Below are 24,651 nucleotides of genomic sequence, written 5' to 3'. Positions count from 1 at the left end.
GCCGACAGTGCCAACAGTGCCAATCGCCGAGTGATTCCCGGATCCCCTCCATTGTGCCGAGTACCACCCCGGCGGTGTCTCACGGCGCTGTCACATCGAGCCGGCGCAGGCCGCCGCCCGGGGTGAGTACCCAGGTCATCCGGATATCGTGCGGTTCCTCGGGCAGCCGCTCGACCACCTCGTCGTCGCGGACGACCACGGTGCGCCGGGCAGTGGGATCGGCCATACCCAGGGTCCGGTCGTAGTAGCCGGCGCCCTGGCCGAGCCGGACCCCGCGCCGGTCCACCGCCAGTGCCGGGATCAGCAGGACCTCGGCCCGCGCGACCGTTTCCGGCGGTAGTACCGGGCCCGCCGGTTCCAGCAGGCCGTAGCGGCCCGGCCGCAGCGATCCCGCGCCGGTGAACTCGCCCCAGCGCAACGGGCCGGGCGCCCCGGTCACCGGCAACAACACCCGGCAACCGGCCGCGCGCAGCGCCTCGGGCAGGGCCGGCGAACCAGGTTCCGCGCGCATCGGCACGTAGGCGCACACCCATTCGGCGGGACCGAGGTCCGCGGCCGCGCCGGCCAGTGCCGCCGCCTCCGTGGCGCGCACGAGTTCGGGTAGTCGCGCCCGGCGGGCACGGATCTCCGCGCGCCAGGCCTGTTTGTCACGCTCGTCGGGCAGAGGCACGGCGACAACCATAGGCTCTCACCGGTGCCGGTTTCGTCGCGAAAGTCCGCAGCGAGCCGGTGTACAGCCGTTTGGGCGGCGCTCCGGGTGGATAGGGTGTGTATATGACAGAAAAGGCCGCAGAACAGGGCAGTGGGGGCGCCTCCGCGCCGGAACCGGGGTTCCGGACGGCCGTCGTGCCCGCGGCCGGGCTGGGAACGAGGTTCCTGCCCGCGACCAAGACGGTCCCCAAGGAACTGTTGCCGGTGGTCGACACCCCCGGTATCGAGCTGGTGGCCAGCGAGGCCGCCGAATCCGGGGCCAGCCGCCTGGTGATCGTGACCTCGCCCGGTAAGGACGGAGTGGTCGCGCATTTCGTGGAGGACCTGGTGCTGGAGAGCACCCTCGCCGAGCGCGGCAAGTTCCAGCTGCTCGAGAAGGTGCGCAAGGCACCGGGGTTGCTCGATGTGAGCTCGGTGGTGCAGGAGGAACCGCTGGGCCTCGGTCACGCGGTCGCCCAGGCGGAAGCGGTGCTCGACCCCGACGAGGACGCCATCGCGGTACTGCTCCCCGACGATCTGGTGCTGCCGTGCGGGGTACTGGATGTGATGAACCGGGTCCGCCGTAAACGCGGCGGATCCGTGCTGTGCGCGATCGATGTGCCCAAGGACCAGGTCAGCGCCTACGGCGTATTCGACGTGGCCCCGGTGCCCGACGCGGTCAACCCGAATGTGCTGCGGGTCAAGGGCATGGTGGAGAAGCCGGGCCTCGAGGAGGCCCCCTCCACCTTCGCCGCCGCCGGGCGTTACCTGCTCGATCGCGCGATCTTCGACGCCCTGCGCCGCATCGGTCCCGGCGCCGGCGGGGAACTGCAACTCACCGACGCGATCTCACTGCTCATCGACGAGGGACATCCGGTTCATGTGGTCGTCCACCGTGGGTCGCGCCATGATCTGGGGAACCCGGGCGGCTATCTTCGTGCTGCGGTGGATTTCGCACTGGAGCGCGAGGAATACGGTCCCGCGCTGCGCGAGTGGCTCCAGCACCGGCTGAGTCCGGAGTGGAACCCGCAACTCACCGCGGACGAATGAGATCGCCTGCGGGGCGAGGACATCGGGAAGGGCTGGATGCGCTCTGTTGAGGATCAGCAGATCAAGGTGACCGCCGCGGCCGTCGCGCCGCGGCCCGTGCGGGTCGCGATCTCCGAGGCCCAGGGCCTGCTGTGCGCCGAGGACGTGGTGACCGAGCGGCCGCTGCCCGGTTTCGATCAGGCCGCCATCGACGGATACGCCGTACGCAGTGTGGATGTGACGTCCGCCGGGGCCGATATCCGCGACGAGGACGGCGAACTGGTCGACCTGACGCTGCCGGTGGTCGGGGAGGTGCTCGCCGGCTCCCGGCAGCCGATCCGGCTGCAGCCCCGGCAGACCGTCCGGGTCGCGACCGGCGCGCCGCTGCCCACCCTCGCCGACGCCGTGCTGCCGCTGGATTTCACCGACGGCGGCCGGGGCCGGCTCAAGGTCTACGAACCGGTGCGGTCGGGTGACTATGTGCGCCGGGCCGGCGACGATGTGCAGCCCGGGGATGTCGCGGTGCACGCCGGGACGATCATCGGTCCCGCGCAGGTGGGTCTGCTGGCGGCGGTGGGCCAGGACAAGGTGCTGGTCCATCCGCGGCCGCGGCTGTCGGTGATCTCGATCGGCGAGGAGCTGGTCGATATCGATCGGGCGCCCGGACCCGGGCAGGTCTACGACGTGAATTCCTACGCCCTGGCCGCCGCGGCGCGTGATGCCGGCGCGGATGTGAACCGGGTCGGCATCGTCGATGCCGACCCCCGGCGGCTCCGGGATGTGGTCGAGGGTCAGCTGGTGCGCGCGGAAGTGGTGGTGATCGCCGGCGCGGTCGGCGGATGGGCCTCCGACCAGGTGTGTGAGGCGTTGGAGGGGCTCGGTGAACTGGAGATCGCCCGGGTGGCGATGCATCCGGGTTCGGTGCAGGGATTCGGCCGTCTCGGCCGCGACGAGGTGCCCACCTTTCTGCTGCCGTCCAATCCGGTGGGCGCCCTGGTGGTTTTCGAGGTGATGGTGCGGCCGCTGATCCGGATCGCGCTGGGAAGGCGGCAGCCGATGCGGCGGACCATCCGGGCGCGGACCATAACTCCGATCCAGTCGATGGCGGGCCGCAAGGGTTATCTGCGTGCCCAGCTGATGCGGGACGAGGCCACCGGTGAGTACCTGGTGCAGCCGCTCGGCAACAGTGCCGGGGCGTCGTCGCACCTGCTGGCCGCCATGTCGGAGGCCAACAGTCTCATCGTGGTCGAACCCGACGACACCGAAATTCGCACCGGTGACAAGGTCCGGGTCGCATTTCTGGCGCAACGCGGCTAGAAAGTGGAGTCCATGAATGTTTTCCGGGCCACCCAGCACCCCGGGTGGCCCGCGCACCTCGGTCCGGTACGGGTATCCGCCGGAGAGGTGACGTTGCGTCCGGTGCGGTTGCGCGACGCGGCGGCGTGGAGCCGGATCAGGATGCGGGACCAGAATCACCTGGAACCCTGGGAGCCCACCGGCCGCGGGGCCTGGGACGCGCGCAATCACGCGTCGAACTGGCCGCCGCTGTGGTCGAGCCTGAAGGCGGAGGCGCGCCGCGGCGCGATGATCCCACTGGTTATCGAAGTCGACGGCGCGTTCAGCGGGCAGTTGACGGTCGGCAATATCGTGCGCGGCGCGCTGCGCTCGGCGTGGATCGGGTACTGGGTGGCCAAGGATCTCGGCGGGCAGGGGGTCGCGACCGCGGCATTGGCGCTGGGGCTCGATCACTGTTTCGGTCCGGTGGGCCTGCACCGGGTGGAGGCGACCGTGCGGCCGGAGAATCTGGCGAGCCAGGCGGTGCTGCGCAATGTGGGTTTCCGTGAAGAAGGGCTGCTGCGTAGGTATCTCGATGTGGACGGGGCATGGCGCGATCATCTGCTGGTCGGGATAACGGTGGAGGAGCCGGCCGGCCGGGTGGTCGATCGGCTGGCGCGGGAAGGACGGTTGACGCTGCGGTGACGTGCCGCCGGAAACCGGCCTGCCCGGACCCGGCTTTGGTGGAAATGTGACTCATGTGGCGGAAGTGCACGGCGCGCCTGCCGTGTTGTACCCCTACTCGGAATTAACCTACGGACGTCGGTGGTGCGTCCTGTGCCACCGGTGGAGAGCTCGTACCACGATCTGCGAGACGTACCCGCGGGGAAGGACTCCGGCGTCGGGGCGCACACGGTTCATGGCGGGGGCTCGGACGACGACCAGGCGGGACGGAGGTGCTGACGACGATGCCGAATTCGATCCTGTGGATCGGGCTGGTCGTGCTGTGGGTCTTCGTCCTGTTTCCTATCCTTGCCGACCGGCATCCCAGAATCCGCCGGACAACCGACACGGCCCTGGCGACGCGGGTACTGCATCGTGGAGATTCCAAAAGGCGTAAGGGAAGTGGGCATGCCCGCAAGAAGCGGACCACGCGGCCTTACCGAAAGCGTCACCACGCCAATGATGCGGAGGATCCGATGAGCACATCGGCCGAGGAGAACGGTACCGCGGCTGACGAGGAGCAACCGGACGAGGTCGTCGGCGATCGGCCCGGGGGCGCCGAGCCGGAATCCGGTGCGGACGGTACCGCGCACGACAGCGAACCCGGCGACGGCTGGGACCACGAGGAGTTCGAACGCGGCGAGGACTGTGACGAGGAGGCCGGGTCGCCCGAGCGCGCCGAGGCCAATGTACCCGCGCGCATTCCTCCGGTGCGCGCGACGACGCGGGCACCGGACCCCGAACTCGAATACGACGAAGAGGATTTCGTGCCGTCCCGCCGCGGGCGCGGTGGTTACGACCCCGAAGCCGACGCCATCGCCCGGGCCGCGCGCTATACCTTCCGGCAGCGCGCCGTGGTCGCGCTCGTACTCGGCGCCGTGCTGTGCGGCGGCCTCGCGGTCGCCGTCGCACCCATTTTCTGGTGGGGCTGCGGTGGCGCCGTGCTGTCCCTGGGTACCTACCTGGGTTATCTGCGCAAACAGGTCCGGATCGAACAGGAGATCCGCCGGCGGCGCAGCGCCCGGCTCGGCGGCCGGGATCAGGAGTCGGCCGGGCACGGTCCCGCCGATGCCGGGACGGCGTCGCCGCGGGGTGCCCGGCCCGGAATGGACCGGGATACCGCCCGGGCGCTGCGTCGCCGTGCCCATCTGCTCGAACCCGACGACGAGGATCCGGCGTTCGAGCATCTGGACGCCTACGACGCGTCCGTCGCCCGGACCGTGCGCAACCGGGCGACCGGCGGTGAGATCCGCCGGGCCGCGGGTGCGTGACCCGTATCGGATCCCGCCGCCCGGAAATGCTCGGAGAATAGAGAAACCGCAGGTCAGGATCCCGATTCGGATTCTGGTAGCCCTGTTTGCTAGAGTGGCACAGCGCGGTTCACCGAGCCGCACGGGGCTATAGCGCAGTTGGTAGCGCGTCTCGTTCGCATCGAGAAGGTCAGGGGTTCGATTCCCCTTAGCTCCACATACATGGTCCCCGGCCCGCTGAACGCGGGTCGGGGACCATTTGTGTCGGGCCTCGTGCAGGCGGCCCTGCGGGTAGTACGCCATCCTCGATGCGAGGGAGTACCCGACCTCGTCGGACTCCGGACGGTATACCGCTACATCGTCGGCCGGATCCACCGGCAGGCCGAAGGCCACTGGGTCGGTTCACCGAGCCGGGGCGTCGAGCACTGCCGCGGCGGCGTCGGCCATGACGGCGTAGCCCGTCGGGTTGGGATGGAGATGGTCGCCGCTGTCGTAGCGCGGGTCCAGGGCATCAGGGTCGGATCCGGCGGCAAGGAGACGTTCGAAATCGATGACGGCGTCGAATTCTCCGGACTCGCGTATCCAGGAATTGACCGTGTCCCGGACATTTTCGCCGCGCGGGCTGAAATACGGGGCACCGCGGTACGGCAGTAGTGTGCCGCCGATGACGCGTAGCCCGTCGGCGCGCGCGAGACGAATGAGTTGCCGGTATTCGGTGATCAGCTGATCGGCGGTGACTTCCGGGTTCGGTCGCAGCCAGGGTTCGTCGAGTTCGCTGGCACCGATGTCGTTGATACCGGACAGCAGGACCACCGTGCCGACGCCTTCCTTGTCGAGTACGTCGCGGCGGAAGCGGGTTGCGGCGCGCTGGCCCACGTAGCCGGAGTCGGACACGATCCGGTTGCCGCCGATCCCGGTGTTGAGTACGGCCCGGGGGCGGCCGTCGGCCGCCAGTCGGGTGGCCAGGGCGTCGGGGTAGCGGTTGTCGGAACCGGTGGTGGCTCCGGCGCCGTCGGTGATGGAGTCGCCGAAGGCCACCACGCCGTCGCGGGTCTCGGGCCCGCCGACCTGAAGATCCGACAGGTAGTACCAGGACCCGTCGGACTCGGTGAAGGCGGCACTGCCGGTGTCGGCGTGATGGTCGCCGTCGGCTCGGTAGGAGGTCGTGTTGCCGAGGTAGTGAAAGGTGGCCGGTCCGGTCTCGTCGGCCAGGTAGAGGGTCACCGTGACCGGCTTCCGCGCGGTCACCGAGAACTCGACGGCGTCGCTGGTGAGTTCGGTACCCTGCGCGATCTCCGCGGTCGATGCCCCGTCGAAGGACAGCGATCGCACCGTGCCCGGCTCCACGGCCGCGCCGTCCGTGGTATTCGCGAGCGTTGCCGCGGCGATTCGCAACGGCCGGTCCCCGAAAAGGTTGGACACAGTGATCCGGGCCTGATCGCCGCCCACGGTGGGACGGACGGTCTGCCGCACGGTCTGGTCGGCGAAACCGGCTGTCGACCAGGTCGGTCCCCAGACGCCGGTGGCGGCCATCTGGGCGGTGGACCAGCTGCCGAGCCACGACTGCCGCTCGCCGGAGCGGTCGGCGACGCCCGCGTAGAGCGCCGTTCCCGCGACGGTCAGTACTGCAAGCAGCACAGTCAGGAGGAGGGTCCTGATCTTTCGCGCGTTCATCGACCGGTCTCCTCGTCGAGCCGCCAGCTGATCCCGTGTGGCGCCAGTCCATCGAGGAACGCGGACGGGTCGAACGCCTCGGCGGCGGCCAGTACCCCCGGTCGCACCGTCCCTTCGGCGAGTTCGACCGCGGCTGCGACCGCCATGAGGCCGGAGTCCCGGTAGGAATCCACGCCGCTGAGAACACCGCGTACCCTGCGGTTGTCGGCGCCGAATGCATCCACCACCAGGTCGTACCGCATGTCGGCACCGGGTGACGGAGCGAGGGGCAGGGTCTCCACCAGATCCGGCGTCACGCCGCCGACGGCCGCGTGGATTTGTGCGTCGAGCACCCCCGCCACGAAACTCACCGGCGTGTGGCGCGGGATGGTCAGCACGGGCGGCTGCGGGAACTTCGTCACCGTGGTCGCCGCGGTGGTGCCGGGAAAGACCATCGACGTGTGCCGGTCGATCGGACCGCGGCGCCGTTCACCGTCCTGGTAATGCCAGCCGCCGTCGCGGAACCAGTCCAGGCTCGCCAGCAGTGTCCGGGCGCTTCCGCGCGATCCCTCGCCGCCGCTGTGAGTGTGGTGACTGATCACGATCTCCGCCGGTGCACCGATCCGCCGCGCGGTCAGGTAACCGAGCAGGTCACCCGGAAGGTTGCTGTCGGTGATGCCCGGGACCGCCGTCACACCCGTGGCCTCGGCGGTCGCGGCGAATTCGTTGAAAACCCGGTCCAGCCACAGTTGTTCACCGGACAGATCCACGTAGTGCGCGCCCGCCGCGAGTGCCGCCGCCAAGACCGGTGCACCATGGGTCACGTAGGCGGGCAGGCTGCTGATCACCGTGTCCACGCCGGTGAACGCGGCGGTCAGTGCCGCGTGGTCGTCCAGCGCCGCGACCCGGATCTCGGTGTGATCGCCGGGGGCGAGGGCGTGCAGCCGTTCGGCATTCCGCCCGACGAGGACCGGGCGCACGCCGCGCCGGACCAACTCGGTGATGATGTGGCCACCCACGTGGCCGGTGGCGCCGTATACCGCGATCCTCATGTCCGAACTCCGCTCTGTCGTGCTGGTGATAAAACCAACCTATGGATCAGCGGTGAGTAATAACATGGGTAGATAGCTCATATTTATGTCCGAAACTCTCACAAGCAGTTGTACGATCGATTCGTGGACATTCTTTCCGACGCCGTATCCGCGATTCGTACCGGCAGCCCCGGCTCGGGCCTGTTCATCCGGCACGCACCGTGGGGGCGTGACTACCCCGTGGTGCCCGGCGCCGGATTCCATGTGGTGCTCGAGGGATCGTGCTGGCTGCGCCCGCGCGTCGGCGACGCGATCGCGCTCGGGGTCGGTGACGTCGTCTTCATGCCCAGGGGCGCCGAACATGTCCTCGCCGATGATCCGGCCACACCCGTCACCGAGGTCGCCCGGCCCGGCGAGCCCCGGGAAATATCAGGGCCCGGCCGCCGCAGCGTGCTGCTGTGCGGTGCGTACGCGCTCGACCGGCGTCATCCACACCCGATGCTGGACGGCCTGCCGGAATTCGTTCATCTGCCCGCCCGGCTGGGCAGGCACCCGTCCCTGCGCAGTGCCGTCGACCTGCTCGCCGCCGAATTGTCCGGCCCACGAGCGGGAACCGATGCCGTGCTGCCGTCGCTACTGGATGTCCTGCTGCTGTACATCCTGCGGGCATGGTTCGAGGAGGACGGCGCCGGCTCCACCACGCCCACCGGATGGATCGCGGCATTCCGTGACATGCCGGTGGCGCGCGCATTGCGGGCCATCCATGCCGCCCCCGGCCGAGCGTGGACCGTGGAGCAGCTCGCTGCCGAAGCCGGGGTATCGCGAGCAACCCTGGCCCGGCGATTCGCTGCCACGATCGGGGAAGCACCGCTGTCCTATGCGACTCGCTGGCGGATGATTCTCGCCGCCAAACGGTTACGTGACAGCGGCGATTCGATCGCCGTGGTCGCCGGGCGGGCGGGGTATGGCTCCGAGTTCGCCTTCGCCAAGGCATTCAAACGCGAATTCGGCATGGCCCCGGGCCGATACCGCAAGGACAGCGCGAACCCGGATCTCATCGCGGTCTGATCCGATACGTCCGGATAGCTGTGTTCCGCGGCGGCGTCGAGACCTCCTCGGTGGCCTCGGGATACGTGCGGAGCGGTTGAGCGGGTCATGGAAGGCGACCGACGCCGTCCCGCGGTTCGCGGGTCGGTGCCGGTGATTTTGCCGCCGAGGCGCCGATCGTATTCGCGGGCAATCGATTCGATGAGAGCTGGAGTGCCTCATGGTCTCGAATCAGCGAACGCAATAGTGCGTTTTGCCGTCGGTGAGTTATGTCCATCGACTATTGTCATCGACTGAACAAATCTGTCCGATATGCGGTACGACCGAATCGAGAGCCGATCATGTTTGAACAGAGTGTGATGGTGCCGGGCGACGTGCGCACGCGGCAGCCGGTGCCCGCGGCCACCACGGGCCTGCCGACGGCGACCCAGTTGCTGTGCAGCTTCCAGGGGACCCGGTTCGAGGATCACGACGTCCTCCGCACCGCGCGGGCACTGGCCGTTCTGCACGGCCATCGGGTGACTCTGCGGGACGCGCGCACGGTCGCCGAGGTGGACAATCGCCGCCGGGAGCTGGTCGAGGATATCGACGAGTGGGTCGACGCGCGGTCCCCGCAACGTGACGCCGACGTATCGATCCACGCCGAAACGCTGGGGGCGGTGATCGATCGCATGGCCTGGGGCTGGGTGGACGCCAACCAAGTGGTCGAGATCGACGGCACACGCGATCACCACGCGCGCAAACGCTGGCACCGGCTGGCCGAAATGATCGACGGCTATACAGAACTGATCACCGAGCTCCTCCGGGGCGGGCGGCGGCTACCCGGCCGGCCGTAATACCTGATGGCGGTGCCCGGTATCGCGAGCGATCCGGTCGGCTCGGCGGCATCAGCGGTCGAGTACCGCGAGCATTCCCGATACGGCCGCGGGCCAGGTGAACTGCTCGGCTCGCCGCCGGGCCGCGCCGCGCCGCTGCGCGGTCGGGCGGGCCAGGACGTCGGTGACCGCGTGCGCGAACGCCGCCGGATCGTCGGCGGCGACCGCGCCACAGTCGGCGGTGACGATATCGGCCAGCGCCGAGGACCTGCTCGCGACCACCGGCGTACCCGCGGCCAGCGCTTCCAGCGCGGCCAGCCCGAAGGTCTCGTGCGGGCCCGGGGCCAGCGAGATATCCGCGGTCGCCAGCAATCTCGCCACATCCGACCGGTCGCTGATGAACCCGGTGAAATGTACCGCGGGCAGGCCGCCCGGCAGTTCCGGCAGTAGTTTGGCCCGGCGTTCGAGCGCGTCCCGGCGCGGGCCGTCACCGGCGACCACCAGACGCGCGTCGAGCCCGTCCCGGCGTAGTTCGGCGAGCGCTTCGATACTGCGATCGGCGCGTTTCTCCACCGACAGCCGGCCGCAGTGCACCAGCAGGGGCTGTCCGGGCACCCCGAGGTCGGCCCGCAGACCGTGGTCGTGGCGGCGCGGGCTGAACAGGTCCAGATCCACGCCCAACGGCACCATCTCGACATTCGGGGCGCCGATACGCCGGAACTCGGCCCGCGCGAATTCGGTGGTGCACACCACCATGTCGTATTCGGCGGCGGTGTGCCGGTTGGCGATATCGGCGCAGCGCCGGGCGATCCGGTCCGGCATGATCTGCCCCAGCAGCCGGTCCAGGCGTTCGTGCGAGATCATCACCCCGGCCACGCCCCGGCGCCGCGCCCAGCGGCCGAATCCGCGCAGGGTCAGCCGGTCGGAGACCTCCAGCACATCGGGCCGCAGGCCGTCGAGGATATCGGCGACCCGGCGCGGATCGGCCGCCCGGTAACCGCCCGTCCACGGGATCCCGACCGCGGGCAGAGTGATCCGCAACGCTCCGCTCGGCAGTACTTCCTCGGTGCGCCGCGGCCCGGGCACAATGAGCACGACCTCGTGGCCGGCGGCCACATAGCCCGCACCGAGATGGTGCAGCGCGGTACGCAGACCCCCCGAGCGTGGGCCGTAGAAATTCGCCAGTTGCACGATGCGCACGTCGCCGATCGTGGCGCGAGCCGGGTTACCACCGGAACCGGGGCGTTGAACTCGCGGTGAAGGCCGCGTGTTATTTGGACCTCGAGTGGCTACGGGGCGGGCATACCGCGGCCCACCCGCGGCAGGTCCAGATTCAGCGGGATCCGTCCGAGGGCCAGATGTTCGCCGACCTCGTCGGCGGGCAGCGGGCGCGCGATGAGGAAACCCTGGGCCCGGTAGCAGCCCAGACCGACCAGGGTGCGGGCCGCGACCGGGGTCTCGACCCCTTCGCCGACCACCCCGAGACCGAACGATCCGGCCAGCCCGATAATCGATTTCACGATGGCCAGGTCGTCGGTACTGGCCCCCAGCCGCTGGACGAAGCCCCGGTCGATCTTCACCGCGTCCACCGGCAGCGCCTTGAGATGGGAGAGCGAAGAATAACCGGTACCGAAGTCGTCGATGGCGATCTGGACACCCATCCGTTTGAGCCCGCGCAGCGTGACCTGGGTGCGGGCCAGATCCTGGACCACCACGTGTTCGGTGATCTCCAGGCAGATCGAACTCCCGTCGATTCCGAAATGCCGGAGGATGTCCTCGATACGCTCCACGAAATCCAGGCTCACCAGCTGTACCGGCGACACATTGATCCGCATGACCATATTCGTCGCCAGGCCCTGCCGTCGCCACTGCGCGAACTGCGCGCAGGCGGTGCGCAGCACCCAGCGACCCAGCTCACCGGCGAGGTTGGTGGCCTCGGCCACGGTCACGAACGCACCGGGCGGGAGCAGGCCGCGGGTCGGATGCATCCAGCGGACCAGCGCCTCCATGGCCACGATCCGGCCGGTGCGCAGATCCACCTCGGGTTGGTAGTGCAGGATCAGCGATCCGTCGGCCACCGCGCTGCGCAGGTTCAGTTCCACATCGTCCTGGAGTTCGAACTGGGCCCGCATGGCGTCGGTGAACAGGGCCACTCCGTTGCCGCCGCCGGATTTGGCCGACAGCAGCGCGTGGTCGGCGCGCCGCATGATGTCGGCGACGGTGGTTTCACCGGGGATACCGACGGCCACGCCGACGCTGGCGCCGCGGCTCACCGACTCGCCGCCCACGGTGACCCGGCGGCTGATCAGTTCCTGGATCCGGGTCGCCTCGTATTCGGCGGCGACGGTGTCCATGGGTTTGGCGGGGACGATCACGAACTCGTCGCCACCGAGGCGGGCGATCATATCGTTGGGGTCCAGATTGTCCCGTAGCCGCTCGGACAGGGTCCGGATGAACTTGTCCCCGGCGGTGTGGCCGAGGAAGTCGTTGAGGGCCTTGAGCCGGTCCAAGTCCAGGAAGAAGGCCGCGACCGGGCCGGGACTGCCCGGTTGCAGCCGCTGCTCCATATGCTCCAGCAGCGCGCGGCGGTTGGCCAGACCGGTCAGGTCATCGTGCAGGGCGATGAAGCGGAGCTTCTCCTCGGCCTCCACCCGGGCCTGCAACTGCGCGAACAGGGTGGCGATGGCTTTGAGCACGTTCAACTCCCGGGTACTCCAGTCGCGGTCGCCGACCTTCACGAAACCGAGCAGACCGGTCGACCGGCCCCGGGACACCAGCGGCACCGCCGCGGAGCTGATATCGCCCAGCCCGGACGCGGAGTGGATGGTCTGCTGGTAGTCGGCGGCGCTGGCCGGGATGAGGAACGGTTCGGTGGCGTGCTCGAGTGATTTGAAAACCGAATCCGCCTGATCGAAATACACGATCTTGAGCGGATCCGGTTCGGGCACGTCCTGGCGCGGCGGCCACTCGGCCACCAGCACCGTGGATCGGTTCGCGGGATCGTTGTGCCGCAGGTAGCTGAAGTCGACATCGAAATAGTCGATCAGCATGGCCAGCACCTGCTCGGTCGCCGACACCATGGTCGCCGAATCGACGCCCATCAGCTCCGCGGCGACTTCGGTCACCAGCGAGTCGAGTGTCCGCCGAGGCACCTGATCTCCGATCACACTATCTGCGGCTGTCCGCGCCCGGTGCCGGGCGCCGTCGGCTCCGCACGCTGGCAGCTGCCGCGTAACTCAGGCGTAGTACCAGCGCCACGCTGTCCTGTTCCGGCACTTCCAGTATTTCCAGGAAACGACCCTGAAGTGTGGACAGTCTATCCGCGTATGCCGGGGAGAGCGCATCCAGTTCGGTACGGGATCGGGAAAACAGGAAGACGGGGGACATCGGCTGGACGGCCAGGCCGGACCGCTGCGCCTGGATCCACAGCCGCTGTACCGCGGCCCCGGCACGGGCGTAACCGGTCAATGCCCCGGGCTCGGCGCCCGGTTCCGGGGTGAAGGTCAGGGCGACGACGGCCGAACTCGAGCGCACCCTGTCCCGGGCGTAGTCGCCCAGTGCCGCACCCGCCGACCAGCTGTGCAATTGGGCCATCACATCGGCGCGTCGCCCGATCTGCAGGGCGACCCGCTCATCGGGCGCCAGTTCGAGCGACCGGGTGTCGATACCGTCGGTCAGGTCCTCGCCGGGCCAGCGCATCTCCGCGAACATCTCGCGGTGCAGCAGCGGTGTGAGGTAGCGGATCCGGTCGGATTCGGCCAGGACGGCGGCCAGGGTGCGGATCCCCGGCGAATCGGCGACGGCCCGCATCCGGGCGCCTTCGGCCGCCGCGGCCGCGGCCAGCCCGGCCAGGACGCCGGCCGGGATCTGCCCGCCGTAGCCGAGCCGGCGGTTGGTCTCCCGGGCGAGTGCGTAGGGATAGTCCGCCGCCAGCGCCGGGTCGGTGTCGCCGCCGTGCCGGAGCACCGCGGTGAGCGGGGAGTCCGGTTCGGTGCCTTCGAGGTATTCGTGGGGGCCGAGTACGTCGTAGGCCGCGGCCGCGACCCGGGCGTTGTAGAGGGCGGCGCCCAGGGCCACGGCGCTGCCCCGGTAGCCGATGTCCATGGCGGTGGTGTGGCGGGGCTCGAGTGCGATCCGCAGCTCCTGTGGCCCGGTATGCAGCGACCACGGCTGGACATTGCCGCCCGAGGGCGCGCGTTGCGCGCAGACCAGGATGCGGTCGATGGTGGTGCCGGCCGGGTCGTCGGACTCGGGGTCGGCGAGATATTGCTCGGTATCGATATCCGGGTCGGCCAGCGCGTCGAGCGCCTGCTCCACATCGACACGGGTACGGCCCGACCGCAGCGGCCGGCCCAGCCCGATCCGGCGGATCGCCGTCGCGACACTGGCCGCGCCGAGCACCACGTCACCACTGAGTTGTGGCCAGCTGTTGAGGGTCTCACCGACCTCCACGAGACTGCCGGCCATCCGGGCCGACAGATCGCGCGCGCCGAGCAGACCGACGACGTAGGGCGCTTTGTCCCGGGTGGACAGGCCGCGCAGTTGTTCGGCCCCGGTATCGCCGAGCAGGCCGTGGAACGGGGCCCGGTCCGGTTCGAGGTCGAAACGTTCGACATCGAGCAGACCGCGGTCACTGGTCTCCATGATCAGCGGCAACCGGCGGCGCCGGGCCGCTTCCCGGATGAGTAGTTTGATGTCCAGGGAATCACATTCCTCCACAACGATTCCCAGACCGTCGACGAAATCGTCCGCGGTTTCGGCGTCCACGCCGCCGCCGCGCACTTCCACGGGCAGGTACGGATCGAGTTCGGCGATCCGCCGAGCGGTGACGATCGCCTTGTTCACCGCGATATCGAACAGCGTGGCGGGTACCCGGTTGAGGTTGGACAGTTCGAGTTCGTCGAAATCGGCGAGCCGCAGTTCACCGCATACGCCTTCCTGCGCCAGGGTGTACGCGATGGCGTGACCGACGCTCTGACCCACCACGCCGACCGTCACGGTGCTCAGCCGGTCCTGTTCGGCCCGGGTCAGCTTGTTGCGGTTGCGGTCCAGGCGGATCGCGCGGAAGGTCCGCGGGCCCGGCAGCACGAGCACGCTGCGCCGCCACGGGTAGTAGACCCAGCGGTCGTCGGCCGCGCTCTCCCCGGTATCGGGGGGATCGTTGAGCCGGCCGAACTCCGCGGCCAGCAGGCCTCGTAGATCGTTGAACTCGGTATGCGGGGTGGCGCGAAGCCCCGCGAGGGCGTGTTCGTCATCGGGATCGCTCGGGTCCAGGATCAGCGGCCGGTACTCCACCCCGAGATCTGCCTCACCGACCATATGTGTAGCAATCCTCCCCGCCGTGCCCGAACAGTCGATTCGACCGCCGCGACCTCGGTTCAGCTAATCCCATAGTGCGAAGTTCACCACGCATCAGCAGATACTGCAACTTGTCAGCAAATACATGGTAGGTCCGGGTATCCCACCAAATGGGCAGGGTCCGATAGCGCTCGTCGGGGTAGGGCACCGGCGGGATCGGCTGGGCCGCCCCCCCGCCGCTGGCGCGGTGCCGTTCGGTGGTGAAGGAGGCGACCGTGGCGAAGCCGTACCGGGCGTTGAGCAGGCGCGGCGCATGGGCCATACAGCGTGAGATCGCCGCGGCCAGCTCGTTGCGCCGGGGCGCGTCCCGGGCGACCCACACCGCCCGGGATTCCACCACCCCGCGTGGAATGCGCCGGGCCATCATCAGACCCAGTTCGGCCGCGCCCGCCCGGCCCGCCCACGGGGTGAGCGAGCCGACCTCGGACACCCAGGTGTAGGGACCTTGGACCCGTAGTCCGCCGACCACTTCGCCGCGGGCGTCGGTGGCGGCGAAGAACAGGGCCGTCGAGGACCCGTCGAGTACACCGTCGTAGTCCAGGGCCGATTCGTTCCCGAAGTGGCGGTACGCTTCCCGCGCTCCCGCGAGATATCGGCGCCACAGGCCGGGGCAGAGATGTGGGGTGGTTACGCAGAGGGCGTATCCGGAAACGTTGTCGCGAAATCTCACAGTGCGGCCGCGGCTCGGGTCTTCCTGGCCGACTGCGATCGTTTCGACAGTCATGCAGTTCCTACTCTTTCGCCGCACGACGCGAGGGCCGTGCGGGATTTGTTGTCCAGCAGCCCGACCGACGCCCCGGCTCGTCGGCGTGCCCAGTGCAGTATCCGTCATCAGAAGACAATTGACCAGAACTCTGGTTAATCTTCCGGAAACCGGCTCGGTGTGCGATCGTTATCGCAGGTCAACCCGGATGAAATCGGCACGCGTCGTTACCACCAGACCGGTTGGTACCGAGTTGGTTACCGGCAGGCAACGACCTGTTCCGCCCGCGGTCAGGGGGTGATGGAGATGAACAGCTCCACCGATTCCGAACCGTGCCAGATCTCGATCTCCTCGCGGTAGGCCCGGGTGATCTCCGCCGACGCGGTCGCGTCGTCGACCTGGGCCCAGACATCCTCGACCGGATCGTGGTAGTCGCCGTTGGGTACGAACCGGGCGTAGACGCCCCGGGGAACCCGGACCAGTACATCGCCGACCGGGGCCCGGCCCGGGTCGGTGTACTCGAAACACACCAGCGCGTTGTAGGTTCCCGTCGGCGTCCGGACGTACACGGTGTACATGGGCCGTTGTCCGTCGGCCGATCCGGCGGCGGCGTCCAGCCGCTCCCGCACCCGGTCCTTCAGGAACTCGATGAGCTCGCTGTTGCTGACCTTGAAACTGGGCCGGACCTTCGGGAAGACGAGTCCGGCGTAGACGGATTCGCCGCGCACCACGATCGTGTAGGTCATCGGGCCTCGACCGCCAGATACAGATCGATCTTGTAGGCGTGCGGGTAGAACTCGAAATCACCGGAAAAGGTCCGGTTGATCTGGTGGTGCTCCTCGGCGTAGGCGATCTGTGTCCACAGGCTCGTCATGATCTGCGGGAAGTTACCCACCGAGGAGAATTTCGCATAGGTGCCGCGCGGCAGCCGGGCGACCAGATGCCCGCGGGTGACCTCGTCGAACGAACTGCACCGATATCCCACGATCTGGGTGTTGTAGGTGCCGAGCTCCGTCGAGTAATCCGTGTACGCCGTGGCGAGGGGGCCGCCCAGCTCGTGATGGAGTACCGATGCCCAGGCGCCTTCGAGGTCGCGGTCGTACAACTCACCGAGCGCACGCTTGGGACTGCGTACCGGGAGTCCGGCCACCCACGTCTCGTCCCGCTCGACGAATTCAAACTGCATGGAACGACTCTTTCGAGATGTGTCCTGGTCGGCAAGCCGACCGAATGGTCGGCTGGATCCGCCATGCTATCAACCGACGGCGATACCGGCCGGTTGCCCGCGCCCGGCGCCGCCGCCCGGGGTGGCGAGCGCGGCACCGCGTGCTCGGCCGAGTTCCTACGGTCCGATCCGGAACCCATTATCATGGGATGAAATTTCTCCGGACGCCACAGCCGGGCAATTCGGGAGTAATCGGTTTTATTACCGAATTCCGCTCACCGTGAATTGAATTCGGCATTTTACTCCTGTTCTCAGGGCTGGGGATTTTTCCGGGTATTATTTCGTAATTCACCGCGGTAGGCCCGATCCGCCACTGCCAGTTCAGCTGAATTTCATTCGGCGTCGATACCAATGCCAGCATGATCGGCAGACCAGACCGGCGGGCCGTGCCCGCATTCGGCGAGCGCGCGAAACGCGCAGCCCAGTAGCCGGATCTACGGCCATGCGCCTGTGGGGTGAGCGCGGAAGCAGTGCACCGCGGACAGCAGCGAGATGGGGGCGCCGCCTCCTCTGGTGCCTCGCCGGCCTCTTCGTGCTGACCGTACTGCCGGGTGCGCTCGGGGCGGTGGCCATGGCACAGGACGGCGCCACCGGATCGAGCCGGATGGACGGAGTGGCCTGGATGAACGTCCGGGACTCCTTCGGTGTGGCGCTCGCCGATTACACCTACATCAGTGACAACGGCGGGTTGCTCGACCCGGGCGGCACAATCGTGTGGACCATCGTCGGCCTGGAATTCGTCGGTTACATGATCATCGTGACCACCGCGATCTGGTTCATCGGCTTCGCGCTGAGCTTCGCCTGGCTGGAATTCTTCGCCGACGCGCTGCGCGGTACCGCCGGCGCGCTGGCCGGCCAGCTCGCCACGCCCGCTGTCCTGGTCACCGCGGCCACGATCGGCGCCTTCTTCGTGGCCTGGTTCATCGTGCGAGGTTTCCATGCTCGCGCGGTGATCCAGACCGTGACGATGCTGGCCGTGGCAGTGCTGGGCCCGCTGTTCCTGGCCGACCCGCTGGCGGCCGCACTGGGCTCCGACGGGGTGCTCGCCCAGGGCCGCGACGTCGGTCTGGCGGTCGCGTCGGGGCTGAACGGGTCCGCGAACCGGAACCCGGATCTGGCGGTGAGCACCCTGCAGGGCGATATGGCGGACAATTTCGCGCGCCGTCCGGTGCAGGTGTGGAATTTCGGCCATATCGTGGACAACCAGTCCGCGTGTGCCGCGGCGTGGTCTTCCGGAGTGACCACGGGGGACGCCGACCGCGCCCAGCGCGCACTGGCAGCCTGCGGGGACACCGCGGCGGCCGCGGCCGCGGCCCACCCGAGCATGGGACAGATCGGCACCGGTCTGTTGCTGTTGGTCTCGGCAGCCGTACTGCTGTTGTTCGCGGTGGTCCTGTCCTATCGGCTGATGCGGGCCGCGCTGGACGCGGTCATGCAGGGGTTCATGGCGACCTTCGGTTTCGCCGCGGGCGGTTTCGTCTTCGGGCCCACGCAGACCTTTCTGGTGCGCAACCTGGTGAACACGGGTATCGCCGCGGCCCGGATGTGCGCTTACACCGTCTTCATCGGGGTGTACCTGCTGATCCTCGGCAACCTGTTCCAGCAGGCGCGCGGACAGGTGCTCGCCGTCCTCGTCATCGCGGCGGTCGTGGAAGTCGTCGCGATCCTGCAGTTCGGCCGGCTGACCAAGGGATTGACGCGCGGTTCGGACTGGATGGCCAACCGGTTCTCGCTCACGATCCAGGGCGCGCGCGGCGGGTCGGGCGGTACCGCGCTCGGTATGGGCGGCGGCGGGAAGAGTTCCGGGGGCGGTTCGGGTGCCGGCACGATCGCGAGCCTCGCCGCATTGAACACCGTCAACTCCTCGCCGCTCACTGCCTGGCTCGTGGGGCGCACGGTCAACCCGCTCAGCCCGTTGGCGTTCGGCAAGATGCGCAGTGACCGGGTGAACGCGGCCACGGCGGCGAGCCGGTTGGAAGGGCACGAATGGGCGTCGATGGCCAGGCAGAACTGGCGCCTGCTGGCGCGGCGGGAAGCCGACGCGTGGGGCGGAATCCACACCGAGCTCGGACTCGCGCGCGCTATCAAGTATCTCGACAACAACCGGGTGCCCTATCAGCACATGGTGGCTGTGCTACTGGACGCCGGGTCCACCCACAGCAGCGTGAACCATGCGTTGCGTGCCCGTTCGGTCCGGAACGAGACCCGATCGCGCAATCCGTACGGCTTCGGCCCTTTGCAGAAGGCCGTCGCCTCCGGCAATGCGGTGATGAACCATGCCGGAACCGACGCGCAGGCGGCCTTCGCGGCGCAGGCGGTGGCCGATGCCGACAGCCTGGCCCGGCACACTCTGGCGCCGGACCCCGCTGCGCAGCTCAACCGCGACTTCATCGCACGGGTCGAACAGCACTGGGATTCCGACCGCGCCCTGCGGGCCAATATCAGCCCCGAAGAATGGAACTCGGTCGGCCGCGCCACTCGAACCGCCATCGCCGATCGGCTGGCCACCGATCACTTCACGATCGCGAGGGCGTTCAGCGATCGCCCGACCCCAGCGAATCGGGAAGCGCTCATGGCGTCGGTCAAGCGGCTCGCCAACCTCGACCACACGATTCCCGAGTTCGGCCTGGACCCCTGGGACGTGTGACCAGGGCGCAGGCCGCGCATGCCTGCTGCCCCGGGCATTGTGGTCATCGCGGTCGGCGCAGTGCGGTCGCCAGCCAGTCACCGGTGAGGTCGACTACCTCGGCGCCGCTGCGGTCGCTGAGGTGGATGCTGTCGACGAACAGGTCCGAGCCGCGGCTGCGCGCCACCTGATCCCAGCTGCGCCCGAACAGGTAGTGCTGCGCGGCGGCGGTGAAGGCGAGGGTGAAGCCGAAGTCGTAGCGCGCGCTCGGATCGCCGTGTTGCCGGACGAGGCCGGCGATCCGTTCGTGCAGCGGCAGGTAATCGCTGCCGGTGCGAGTGGCCGTTTCGGCGATGACCCGGTTGTATCCGGCCAGCCGGCGATTGATCTCGTCCCCGGGGTCCTCGCCGAGCGGTGGTAGTGACATCAGCGCCACCCGTGCCGTGCCCGCGGCGGCGATGCGGTCCACGATCGCGGTGAGGTTGTCGCGGTAGGTGTCCAGGCCGATATCGCCGCGGACGTCGTTGGTGCCCACCAGGACGATGACCGCGTCCGGCCGGCAGGCCAGGACATCGGTGTCGAGCCGGTCCCGCAGATCCGCGCTGGTGTTCCCGTTGACCCCGGCGTTGACGATCCGGTGGCCGCCGAATTCCGCGCTTTCCCGGAGCGCGCCGACCCAGTCGGCGCCGAGGGTCCCGCGGGTCATACTGGCCCCGGCTGCTACGACAACGGGCCGGTCGTCGCCCGGTTTTCCGCCGGCGCACGCCTGTGCCGGGGAGTCGGCCGGGGACCGTACGAAGGTCAGATAGCCGACCGTCCCCGCGGCACCGAGGACGGCCGCGAGTGTGACGGCGAGAGCGAGCAGCAGCCGCTTGCGGGTGAGCCGTGGTCGCATATCAGTACCCCAGGGAGAGCGAGTGCCCGATGGTGGCGGGCTCGGCCGGTGCGGCGAGGACGGCCGGCCCGAGTGCCGGAACGGCCGCGTCCGGATCGGCGACCGCCGGGCCGATCGCGTCCGGGGCCATCGCCTCGCCGGTGCTCGCGCCGAGTCCGGGGCGGTTCGCGCCGGGCGGGACTGCCGGATCGTGAACTACCGCCCGGTCGTGGCGCCCGGCGGCGAGCGGGCGCTGTACCAGATGACCGGTGCCGCCCGTGGCGCCGAAGATGCCGACACGCATTGCTGAACCTCCAGAAAGAATGGGGTTAGTAATCACTAACCCCAGAATGATCTAGTGTTTACCAACCTGTCAAGCGCGGCACGAGGAGACCGAGATGAGCACGCGCGAGCGGATTCTGGACGCGGCCGCGGACATCCTGCGGACCCGGGGCGTCGTCCACGCGACCACGAAGGAGATCGCGCAGCACACCGGCGTCTCGGAGCCGACGCTCTACAAGTACTTCGGTGACAAGGAGAAACTGCTGCTGGCCGTGCTCCGGGAACGGCTGCCCGGGCCCGCGCGGGTGGGTGTCGCCCCGGGCGACGGCGAGCTGACAGACAATCTCACCCACCTGGCCTGCGCGGCGCTCGACTTCTACCGGCAATCCATTCCCATGCTCGGCGCGCTACTCGCCGATCCGCGGCGGATGGCGACCCATCGCGCCGCCATGGCCGAACACGGCGCCGGTCCGGAGAAAGCGGTCGGCGCCTTCGCGGCCTATCTGGCGGCCGAGCGGGAGCTCGGCCGGATCGCCGCGGACACGGACCCCGACGCCGTCGCCGCACTCCTGGTCGGCGCCTGCTTTCAAGAAGCCTTTCTGGACTACTACAGCGGCGGAATGTATTCGACCGCCTCGTCGCGTGAAACGGCCGCGGGGCTCGTCCGGGCGCTCGTGCGCCCGCTGCTGTAGCGGCGTTCCGTCCGGCCGCCGTTTCCGCCGTGCCCGCCCGCCCCCGGGTCGGTAGGCTGCTGCCGACAGCGCAGTCGGACGATCGGGAGTGGCAGCATGGGGCGGGTCGACCGCAGGAAATCGGTGCAGGACGCGAAAACGCTGATCACCGGCGCGGCCAGCGGTATCGGCCGGGCGACCGCGCTGGCCTCGGCGGCCCGCGGGGCGCACTTGGTGCTGACCGATATCGATGCCGACGGGCTGGCCGATACCGTCGCCGAGATCGAGCGGGCCGGCGGCACCGTGCTCATCGCCGAGGCGTTCGACATCTCGAACCACGACGCCGTGGCCGAGTTCGCGGCCACCGTGCACGAGCGGTTCGGCAGCCTCGATGTGGTGATGAACGTGGCCGGGACCTCGGTCTGGGGCACGGTCGACAGTCTCGAGATCCGGCACTGGCGGCGGATGATCGATATCAATCTGCTGGGCCCGATCAATGTGATCGAGCGGTTCGTGCCGCCGATGGTGCGTGCCGGTCAGGGCGGCGCGCTGGTGAACGTGTCGTCGGCGGCCGGTCTGCTGGCGCTGCCGTGGCACGCCGCGTACAGCGCCAGCAAGTACGGGCTGCGCGGATTGTCCGAGGTGTTGCGCTTCGAACTGGCCGAGCATGGGATCTCGGTGCACGTGGTGACCCCGGGCGCGGTCGCCACCCCGCTGGTGCGCTCGTTCGACCTGGTCGGCGTCGACAAGGAGCATCCGCGGGTGCAGCGGGTCACCTCGCTGTTCACCCGGCACGCGGTGGCGCCGGAGAAGGTCGCCGCGGTGATCCTGAAGGGCATCGAACGCAACCGGTTCCTGGTGTACAGCTCGTTCGATATCCGGTTCGGATACTGGTGGAAGCGGAAGTTCGCCTTTCCCTACGAATTGCTGATGCGGCAGGCCAACCTGCAGTTCAGCACGCTGAAGCAGTCGGTGAATCGGGATCGGCCAGCGGGGAACACAGCGAGTCCGGACTCTCCGGCACCGCGCTGAGTACGTCGTCGCAGCCGTACTCCGGGCAGTTCAGGTGTACGTCCAGCACGCGCGCGCCCGGGCCCTCGGCGCCGAGCCGGTCGTTCTCGTTGACCAGTTTGCAGCTACCCAGGGACAGGCAGCCGCAGCCGATGCATCCGGTCAGGTTGTCGCGCAGCCGGACCAGCTGGGTTATCCGGTCGTCCAGATCCTCGCGCCAGGCCGTGGACAGCGTCTCCCAGTCGCGCCGGGTGGGTGTGCGACCTTCCGGCAAACGGTCCAGGGCGGCCCGGATATCGCTCAGTGGGATGCCGACCCGTTGCGAGATCCGGATGAACGCCACCCGGCGCAGCGTCTCACGGGTGTAGCGCCGCTGATTTCCGCTGGTCCGGCGGCTGGAGATGAGGCCCTCGCGTTCGTAGAAATGCAACGCGGACACGGCTACTCCGCTACGCTCGGAAAGCTGGCCGGGGGTCAACTCCTTGGTGGTCCAATCCGCTGTCGGCATCGATATTCCTCCTTTATCTGAACAATACTTCAGGTTGCTGGAGCCGGGGGCGGAATCGGGGCAACTGCCCCGCGAACGGGTGGACGTCGCCGTGCCCACACCGCGTTCGCGCATTAGTGTCGGGACATGGGACCAGATGCCGTACCGGATCCGACATCCGCCCGCGACCACCGGCCTTCCCCCGCCGGCTACGGGGTGACCAGCGAAGTCGGCGCGTTGCGCGCGGTACTGCTGCACCGCCCCGGTGACGAGTTGCGCCGCCTCACCCCGCGCAACAACGACCAGCTGCTCTTCGACGGAATCCCCTGGGTGGAACGCGCGCAACAGGAACACGACATCTTCGCCCAGGTGCTGCGCGACCGCGGAGTAGAGGTCGCGCTACTGGCCGATGTGCTCACCGAAACACTCGAGGTGAGCGGCGCCGCCCGCATCCAGGGCATCTCCGCCGCCGTGCACGCCCGCCGTCTCGGGCACGCCCTCGCCGACGAACTGTCCGGCCACCTACGCGGGGTCCCGGCCGCCGACCTGGCCCGAATCCTCATGGCCGGGATGACCTTCGACGAACTGCCCTTCGCCGCCGACAACACCTCGCTGGTCCGCCGGATGCACCACGGCGGTGATTTCGTCATCGACCCGCTGCCGAACCTGCTGTTCACCCGGGACTCCTCGTTCTGGGTCGGCCCCAAGGTCGCCATCACCGCCCTGGCCCTGCCGGCCCGCGCCCGGGAAACCTCCCTCACCGACCTGATCTACGCCTTCCACCCGCGTTTTCTCGGCGTACGCCGGGCCTACGAATCACATACCGCGCCCATCGAAGGCGGCGATGTGCTGCTGCTGGCGCCCGGAGTGGTGGCGGTCGGCGTGGGCGAACGAACCTCACCGGCCGGCGCGGAAGCTCTGGCGCGCAGCCTGTTCGACGACCGGCTGGCGCATACGGTGCTGGTGGTGCCGATCGCGCAGAACCGCGCCACCATGCACCTGGACACCGTGTGCACGATGGTCGACACCGATGCCGTGGTGATGTACCCGGGAGTCCGCGAAACCCTCACCGCCTACACGATCAATCGCGACGGCACCTCCGACGACTGTGTCGTCACCGGTCCCGAACCCTTCCTGCCCGCCGCGGCGGCAGCCATGGGGATCGACAAACTCCGCGTGATCGACACCGGGCTCGACGGGGTCACCGCCGAACGCGAACAGTGGGACGACGGGAACAACACCCTCGCACTGCGGCCGGGCGTCGTCGTCGCCTACGAACGCAACGAAATGACCAATGCGCGGCTGGAGGATTCCGGTATCGAAGTGCTGCGCATTCCCGGCTCGGAACTGGGTTCGGGGCGCGGCGGGCCGCGCTGTCTGTCCTGCCCGCTTGCCCGGGATCCGGTATGAAATCCGACCGGATGCGGTAAGAACGAGCCATGCTCGAGATCACGGTGTCCCACGATTCGGGCGTCCCGCCGTACGAACAATTGCGGCTCGCCGTCATCGCCCGGGTCCGCGCGGGCGAACTGGCCGCGGGCACCAAGATCCCCACGGTGCGGGCCCTGGCCGCCCAACTGGGCCTGGCTCCCAACACGGTGGCCCGCGCCTACCGTGAACTGGAACAGGACGGGGTCCTGGAAACCCGCGGCCGGCTGGGCTCGTTCATCGCCTCCTCCGGCGACCCCACCGCCGACGCGGCGGGGCGGGCGGCCTCGGAGTACGTGGCGGCCATCCGGCGGCTGGGGTTGGACGGGGACGACGCAGTCCACTACGTGCGGGTCGCGCTGGGCGCGGCTGCGGACTGATTCGCGAAGGTGGGGTGTGGGCAGCTCATGAAGGTTGGATGTGGCCCGCTCGTGAAGGTGGGAGATGTTGACCTGCTCGGGAGGTGGGAGACG

At 68.8% G+C, this 24,651-nt stretch carries 23 protein-coding genes and 1 tRNA gene; 12 read left to right on the top strand and 12 right to left on the bottom strand.

Annotation, left to right across the window (positions count from 1 at the left end; genetic code table 11):
- Positions 1-79: 79 nt before the first annotated feature.
- Complete coding sequence (locus IG75_RS0117345) at positions 80-682, bottom strand: 5-formyltetrahydrofolate cyclo-ligase (RefSeq protein ID WP_030522331.1); 603 nt, start codon at positions 680-682, stop codon at positions 80-82.
- Positions 683-774: 92 nt separating this feature from the next.
- Here IG75_RS0117345 and IG75_RS0117340 point away from each other — a divergent pair, with 92 nt between their 5' ends.
- The 5 genes from IG75_RS0117340 to IG75_RS0117320 all read left to right on the top strand — a co-directional run bounded on the left by IG75_RS0117340 (position 775) and on the right by IG75_RS0117320 (position 5,184).
- Positions 775-1,740: a UTP--glucose-1-phosphate uridylyltransferase gene (locus IG75_RS0117340; RefSeq protein WP_030522330.1), complete on the top strand. Its 966-nt coding sequence runs from the start codon at positions 775-777 to the stop codon at positions 1,738-1,740.
- A gap of 36 nt (positions 1,741-1,776) precedes the next feature.
- Positions 1,777-3,036, top strand: a complete 1,260-nt coding sequence (gene glp, locus IG75_RS0117335) for a molybdotransferase-like divisome protein Glp (RefSeq protein ID WP_030522329.1) — start codon at positions 1,777-1,779, stop codon at positions 3,034-3,036.
- A 12-nt stretch (positions 3,037-3,048) separates the two neighbouring features.
- A complete protein-coding gene (locus tag IG75_RS0117330) occupies positions 3,049-3,699 on the top strand; it encodes a GNAT family N-acetyltransferase (protein ID WP_030522328.1) in 651 nt (216 codons plus the stop codon).
- Positions 3,700-3,962: 263 nt separating this feature from the next.
- Positions 3,963-4,988 (top strand): divisome protein SepX/GlpR, encoded by a 1,026-nt coding sequence (gene sepX / locus IG75_RS0117325; protein WP_030522327.1) that lies wholly within the window; start codon positions 3,963-3,965, stop codon positions 4,986-4,988.
- A 123-nt stretch (positions 4,989-5,111) separates the two neighbouring features.
- Positions 5,112-5,184 (top strand) — tRNA-Ala (locus IG75_RS0117320).
- A gap of 185 nt (positions 5,185-5,369) precedes the next feature.
- On the opposite strand, the gene IG75_RS0117315 is transcribed toward IG75_RS0117320, so the two are convergent.
- Both IG75_RS0117315 and IG75_RS0117310 read right to left on the bottom strand, forming a co-directional pair.
- Positions 5,370-6,641, bottom strand: a complete 1,272-nt coding sequence (locus tag IG75_RS0117315; RefSeq protein ID WP_030522326.1) for an SGNH/GDSL hydrolase family protein — start codon at positions 6,639-6,641, stop codon at positions 5,370-5,372.
- Positions 6,638-7,672 (bottom strand): saccharopine dehydrogenase NADP-binding domain-containing protein, encoded by a 1,035-nt coding sequence (locus IG75_RS0117310; RefSeq protein ID WP_030522325.1) that lies wholly within the window; start codon positions 7,670-7,672, stop codon positions 6,638-6,640. Before IG75_RS0117310 ends, IG75_RS0117315 begins: the two co-directional genes overlap by 4 nt.
- Positions 7,673-7,795: 123 nt before the next feature.
- Here IG75_RS0117310 and IG75_RS0117305 point away from each other — a divergent pair, with 123 nt between their 5' ends.
- Both IG75_RS0117305 and IG75_RS0117300 read left to right on the top strand, forming a co-directional pair.
- Positions 7,796-8,719 (top strand): AraC family transcriptional regulator, encoded by a 924-nt coding sequence (locus tag IG75_RS0117305; protein ID WP_030522324.1) that lies wholly within the window; start codon positions 7,796-7,798, stop codon positions 8,717-8,719.
- A gap of 320 nt (positions 8,720-9,039) precedes the next feature.
- Entirely contained in the window at positions 9,040-9,534 is a 495-nt protein-coding gene (locus tag IG75_RS0117300; protein WP_245713349.1) for a DUF4254 domain-containing protein, read from the top strand.
- 51 nt (positions 9,535-9,585) lie between these two features.
- Here the strand turns inward: IG75_RS0117300 and IG75_RS0117295 are convergent, their stop codons facing one another.
- The 6 genes from IG75_RS0117295 to IG75_RS0117270 form a co-directional block, all read right to left on the bottom strand.
- Positions 9,586-10,713, bottom strand: a complete 1,128-nt coding sequence (locus tag IG75_RS0117295; RefSeq protein ID WP_030522322.1) for a glycosyltransferase — start codon at positions 10,711-10,713, stop codon at positions 9,586-9,588.
- Between the two features lie 89 nt (positions 10,714-10,802).
- Complete coding sequence (locus IG75_RS0117290) at positions 10,803-12,665, bottom strand: bifunctional diguanylate cyclase/phosphodiesterase (protein WP_036514418.1); 1,863 nt, start codon at positions 12,663-12,665, stop codon at positions 10,803-10,805.
- A gap of 16 nt (positions 12,666-12,681) precedes the next feature.
- Positions 12,682-14,832: an Rv1355c family protein gene (locus tag IG75_RS0117285; protein ID WP_051714678.1), complete on the bottom strand. Its 2,151-nt coding sequence runs from the start codon at positions 14,830-14,832 to the stop codon at positions 12,682-12,684.
- The gene (locus IG75_RS0117280) at positions 14,822-15,595 is read right to left on the bottom strand and encodes a hypothetical protein (RefSeq protein WP_063834154.1); all 774 of its coding nucleotides are present in this window, start codon (positions 15,593-15,595) and stop codon (positions 14,822-14,824) included. The genes IG75_RS0117285 and IG75_RS0117280 overlap by 11 nt, the downstream gene beginning before the upstream one ends.
- Positions 15,596-15,864: 269 nt before the next feature.
- Complete coding sequence (locus IG75_RS0117275) at positions 15,865-16,320, bottom strand: GyrI-like domain-containing protein (protein WP_030522318.1); 456 nt, start codon at positions 16,318-16,320, stop codon at positions 15,865-15,867.
- The gene (locus IG75_RS0117270) at positions 16,317-16,760 is read right to left on the bottom strand and encodes a GyrI-like domain-containing protein (RefSeq protein ID WP_030522317.1); all 444 of its coding nucleotides are present in this window, start codon (positions 16,758-16,760) and stop codon (positions 16,317-16,319) included. Before IG75_RS0117270 ends, IG75_RS0117275 begins: the two co-directional genes overlap by 4 nt.
- Before the next feature lie 571 nt (positions 16,761-17,331).
- On the opposite strand from IG75_RS0117270, the gene IG75_RS0117260 reads away from it, so the two are divergent.
- Positions 17,332-19,446, top strand: a complete 2,115-nt coding sequence (locus IG75_RS0117260; protein ID WP_030522316.1) for a hypothetical protein — start codon at positions 17,332-17,334, stop codon at positions 19,444-19,446.
- Positions 19,447-19,489: 43 nt separating this feature from the next.
- On the opposite strand, the gene IG75_RS0117255 is transcribed toward IG75_RS0117260, so the two are convergent.
- Both IG75_RS0117255 and IG75_RS36345 read right to left on the bottom strand, forming a co-directional pair.
- Positions 19,490-20,320 (bottom strand): SGNH/GDSL hydrolase family protein, encoded by an 831-nt coding sequence (locus tag IG75_RS0117255; RefSeq protein WP_030522315.1) that lies wholly within the window; start codon positions 20,318-20,320, stop codon positions 19,490-19,492.
- A gap of 1 nt (position 20,321) precedes the next feature.
- The gene (locus IG75_RS36345; RefSeq protein WP_030522314.1) at positions 20,322-20,603 is read right to left on the bottom strand and encodes an NAD(P)-dependent oxidoreductase; all 282 of its coding nucleotides are present in this window, start codon (positions 20,601-20,603) and stop codon (positions 20,322-20,324) included.
- 94 nt (positions 20,604-20,697) lie between these two features.
- Here IG75_RS36345 and IG75_RS0117245 point away from each other — a divergent pair, with 94 nt between their 5' ends.
- Both IG75_RS0117245 and IG75_RS0117240 read left to right on the top strand, forming a co-directional pair.
- Positions 20,698-21,273, top strand: coding sequence for a TetR/AcrR family transcriptional regulator (locus tag IG75_RS0117245; RefSeq protein WP_030522313.1), 576 nt, complete (start codon positions 20,698-20,700; stop codon positions 21,271-21,273).
- Positions 21,274-21,369: 96 nt separating this feature from the next.
- Complete coding sequence (locus IG75_RS0117240; RefSeq protein WP_051714677.1) at positions 21,370-22,284, top strand: SDR family oxidoreductase; 915 nt, start codon at positions 21,370-21,372, stop codon at positions 22,282-22,284.
- Here IG75_RS0117240 and soxR read toward each other — a convergent pair.
- A complete protein-coding gene (gene soxR, locus IG75_RS0117235; protein ID WP_081876947.1) occupies positions 22,205-22,771 on the bottom strand; it encodes a redox-sensitive transcriptional activator SoxR in 567 nt (188 codons plus the stop codon). The genes IG75_RS0117240 and soxR overlap by 80 nt on opposite strands.
- A 126-nt stretch (positions 22,772-22,897) precedes the next feature.
- Between soxR and arcA the strand changes: the two genes are divergently transcribed.
- Both arcA and IG75_RS0117225 read left to right on the top strand, forming a co-directional pair.
- Positions 22,898-24,160: an arginine deiminase gene (gene arcA, locus IG75_RS0117230; RefSeq protein WP_081876946.1), complete on the top strand. Its 1,263-nt coding sequence runs from the start codon at positions 22,898-22,900 to the stop codon at positions 24,158-24,160.
- A 29-nt stretch (positions 24,161-24,189) separates the two neighbouring features.
- Positions 24,190-24,558 carry a GntR family transcriptional regulator gene (locus IG75_RS0117225; protein WP_030522309.1) on the top strand — a complete coding sequence of 123 codons (369 nt, stop codon included), beginning with the start codon at positions 24,190-24,192 and terminating at the stop codon, positions 24,556-24,558.
- Positions 24,559-24,651 lie beyond the last annotated feature (93 nt).

The sequence above is a fragment of the Nocardia rhamnosiphila NBRC 108938 genome (assembly GCF_000720425.1).
Classification (GTDB): domain Bacteria; phylum Actinomycetota; class Actinomycetes; order Mycobacteriales; family Mycobacteriaceae; genus Nocardia; species Nocardia rhamnosiphila.
Note: the sequence above shows the minus strand (reverse complement) of the source record. Positions and strands in the feature narration are given on the sequence as shown.

Bases quoted from the DNA above. Each gene is read 5' to 3' on its own strand.
- IG75_RS36345 (WP_030522314.1), bottom strand. From the start codon at position 20,603: ATGCGTGTCGGCATCTTCGGCGCCACGGGCGGCACCGGTCATCTGGTA.
- IG75_RS0117245 (WP_030522313.1), top strand. From the start codon at position 20,698: ATGAGCACGCGCGAGCGGATTCTGGACGCGGCCGCGGACATCCTGCGG.
- IG75_RS0117315 (WP_030522326.1), bottom strand. From the start codon at position 6,641: ATGAACGCGCGAAAGATCAGGACCCTCCTCCTGACTGTGCTGCTTGCA.
- soxR (WP_081876947.1), bottom strand. From the start codon at position 22,771: ATGCCGACAGCGGATTGGACCACCAAGGAGTTGACCCCCGGCCAGCTT.
- IG75_RS0117340 (WP_030522330.1), top strand. From the start codon at position 775: ATGACAGAAAAGGCCGCAGAACAGGGCAGTGGGGGCGCCTCCGCGCCG.
- glp (WP_030522329.1), top strand. From the start codon at position 1,777: ATGCGCTCTGTTGAGGATCAGCAGATCAAGGTGACCGCCGCGGCCGTC.
- IG75_RS0117310 (WP_030522325.1), bottom strand. From the start codon at position 7,672: ATGAGGATCGCGGTATACGGCGCCACCGGCCACGTGGGTGGCCACATC.
- IG75_RS0117330 (WP_030522328.1), top strand. From the start codon at position 3,049: ATGAATGTTTTCCGGGCCACCCAGCACCCCGGGTGGCCCGCGCACCTC.
- arcA (WP_081876946.1), top strand. From the start codon at position 22,898: ATGGGACCAGATGCCGTACCGGATCCGACATCCGCCCGCGACCACCGG.
- IG75_RS0117275 (WP_030522318.1), bottom strand. From the start codon at position 16,320: ATGACCTACACGATCGTGGTGCGCGGCGAATCCGTCTACGCCGGACTC.
- IG75_RS0117240 (WP_051714677.1), top strand. From the start codon at position 21,370: ATGGGGCGGGTCGACCGCAGGAAATCGGTGCAGGACGCGAAAACGCTG.
- IG75_RS0117300 (WP_245713349.1), top strand. From the start codon at position 9,040: ATGTTTGAACAGAGTGTGATGGTGCCGGGCGACGTGCGCACGCGGCAG.
- IG75_RS0117255 (WP_030522315.1), bottom strand. From the start codon at position 20,320: ATGCGACCACGGCTCACCCGCAAGCGGCTGCTGCTCGCTCTCGCCGTC.
- IG75_RS0117225 (WP_030522309.1), top strand. From the start codon at position 24,190: ATGCTCGAGATCACGGTGTCCCACGATTCGGGCGTCCCGCCGTACGAA.
- IG75_RS0117270 (WP_030522317.1), bottom strand. From the start codon at position 16,760: ATGCAGTTTGAATTCGTCGAGCGGGACGAGACGTGGGTGGCCGGACTC.
- IG75_RS0117280 (WP_063834154.1), bottom strand. From the start codon at position 15,595: ATGACTGTCGAAACGATCGCAGTCGGCCAGGAAGACCCGAGCCGCGGC.
- sepX (WP_030522327.1), top strand. From the start codon at position 3,963: ATGCCGAATTCGATCCTGTGGATCGGGCTGGTCGTGCTGTGGGTCTTC.
- IG75_RS0117285 (WP_051714678.1), bottom strand. From the start codon at position 14,832: ATGGTCGGTGAGGCAGATCTCGGGGTGGAGTACCGGCCGCTGATCCTG.
- IG75_RS0117345 (WP_030522331.1), bottom strand. From the start codon at position 682: ATGGTTGTCGCCGTGCCTCTGCCCGACGAGCGTGACAAACAGGCCTGG.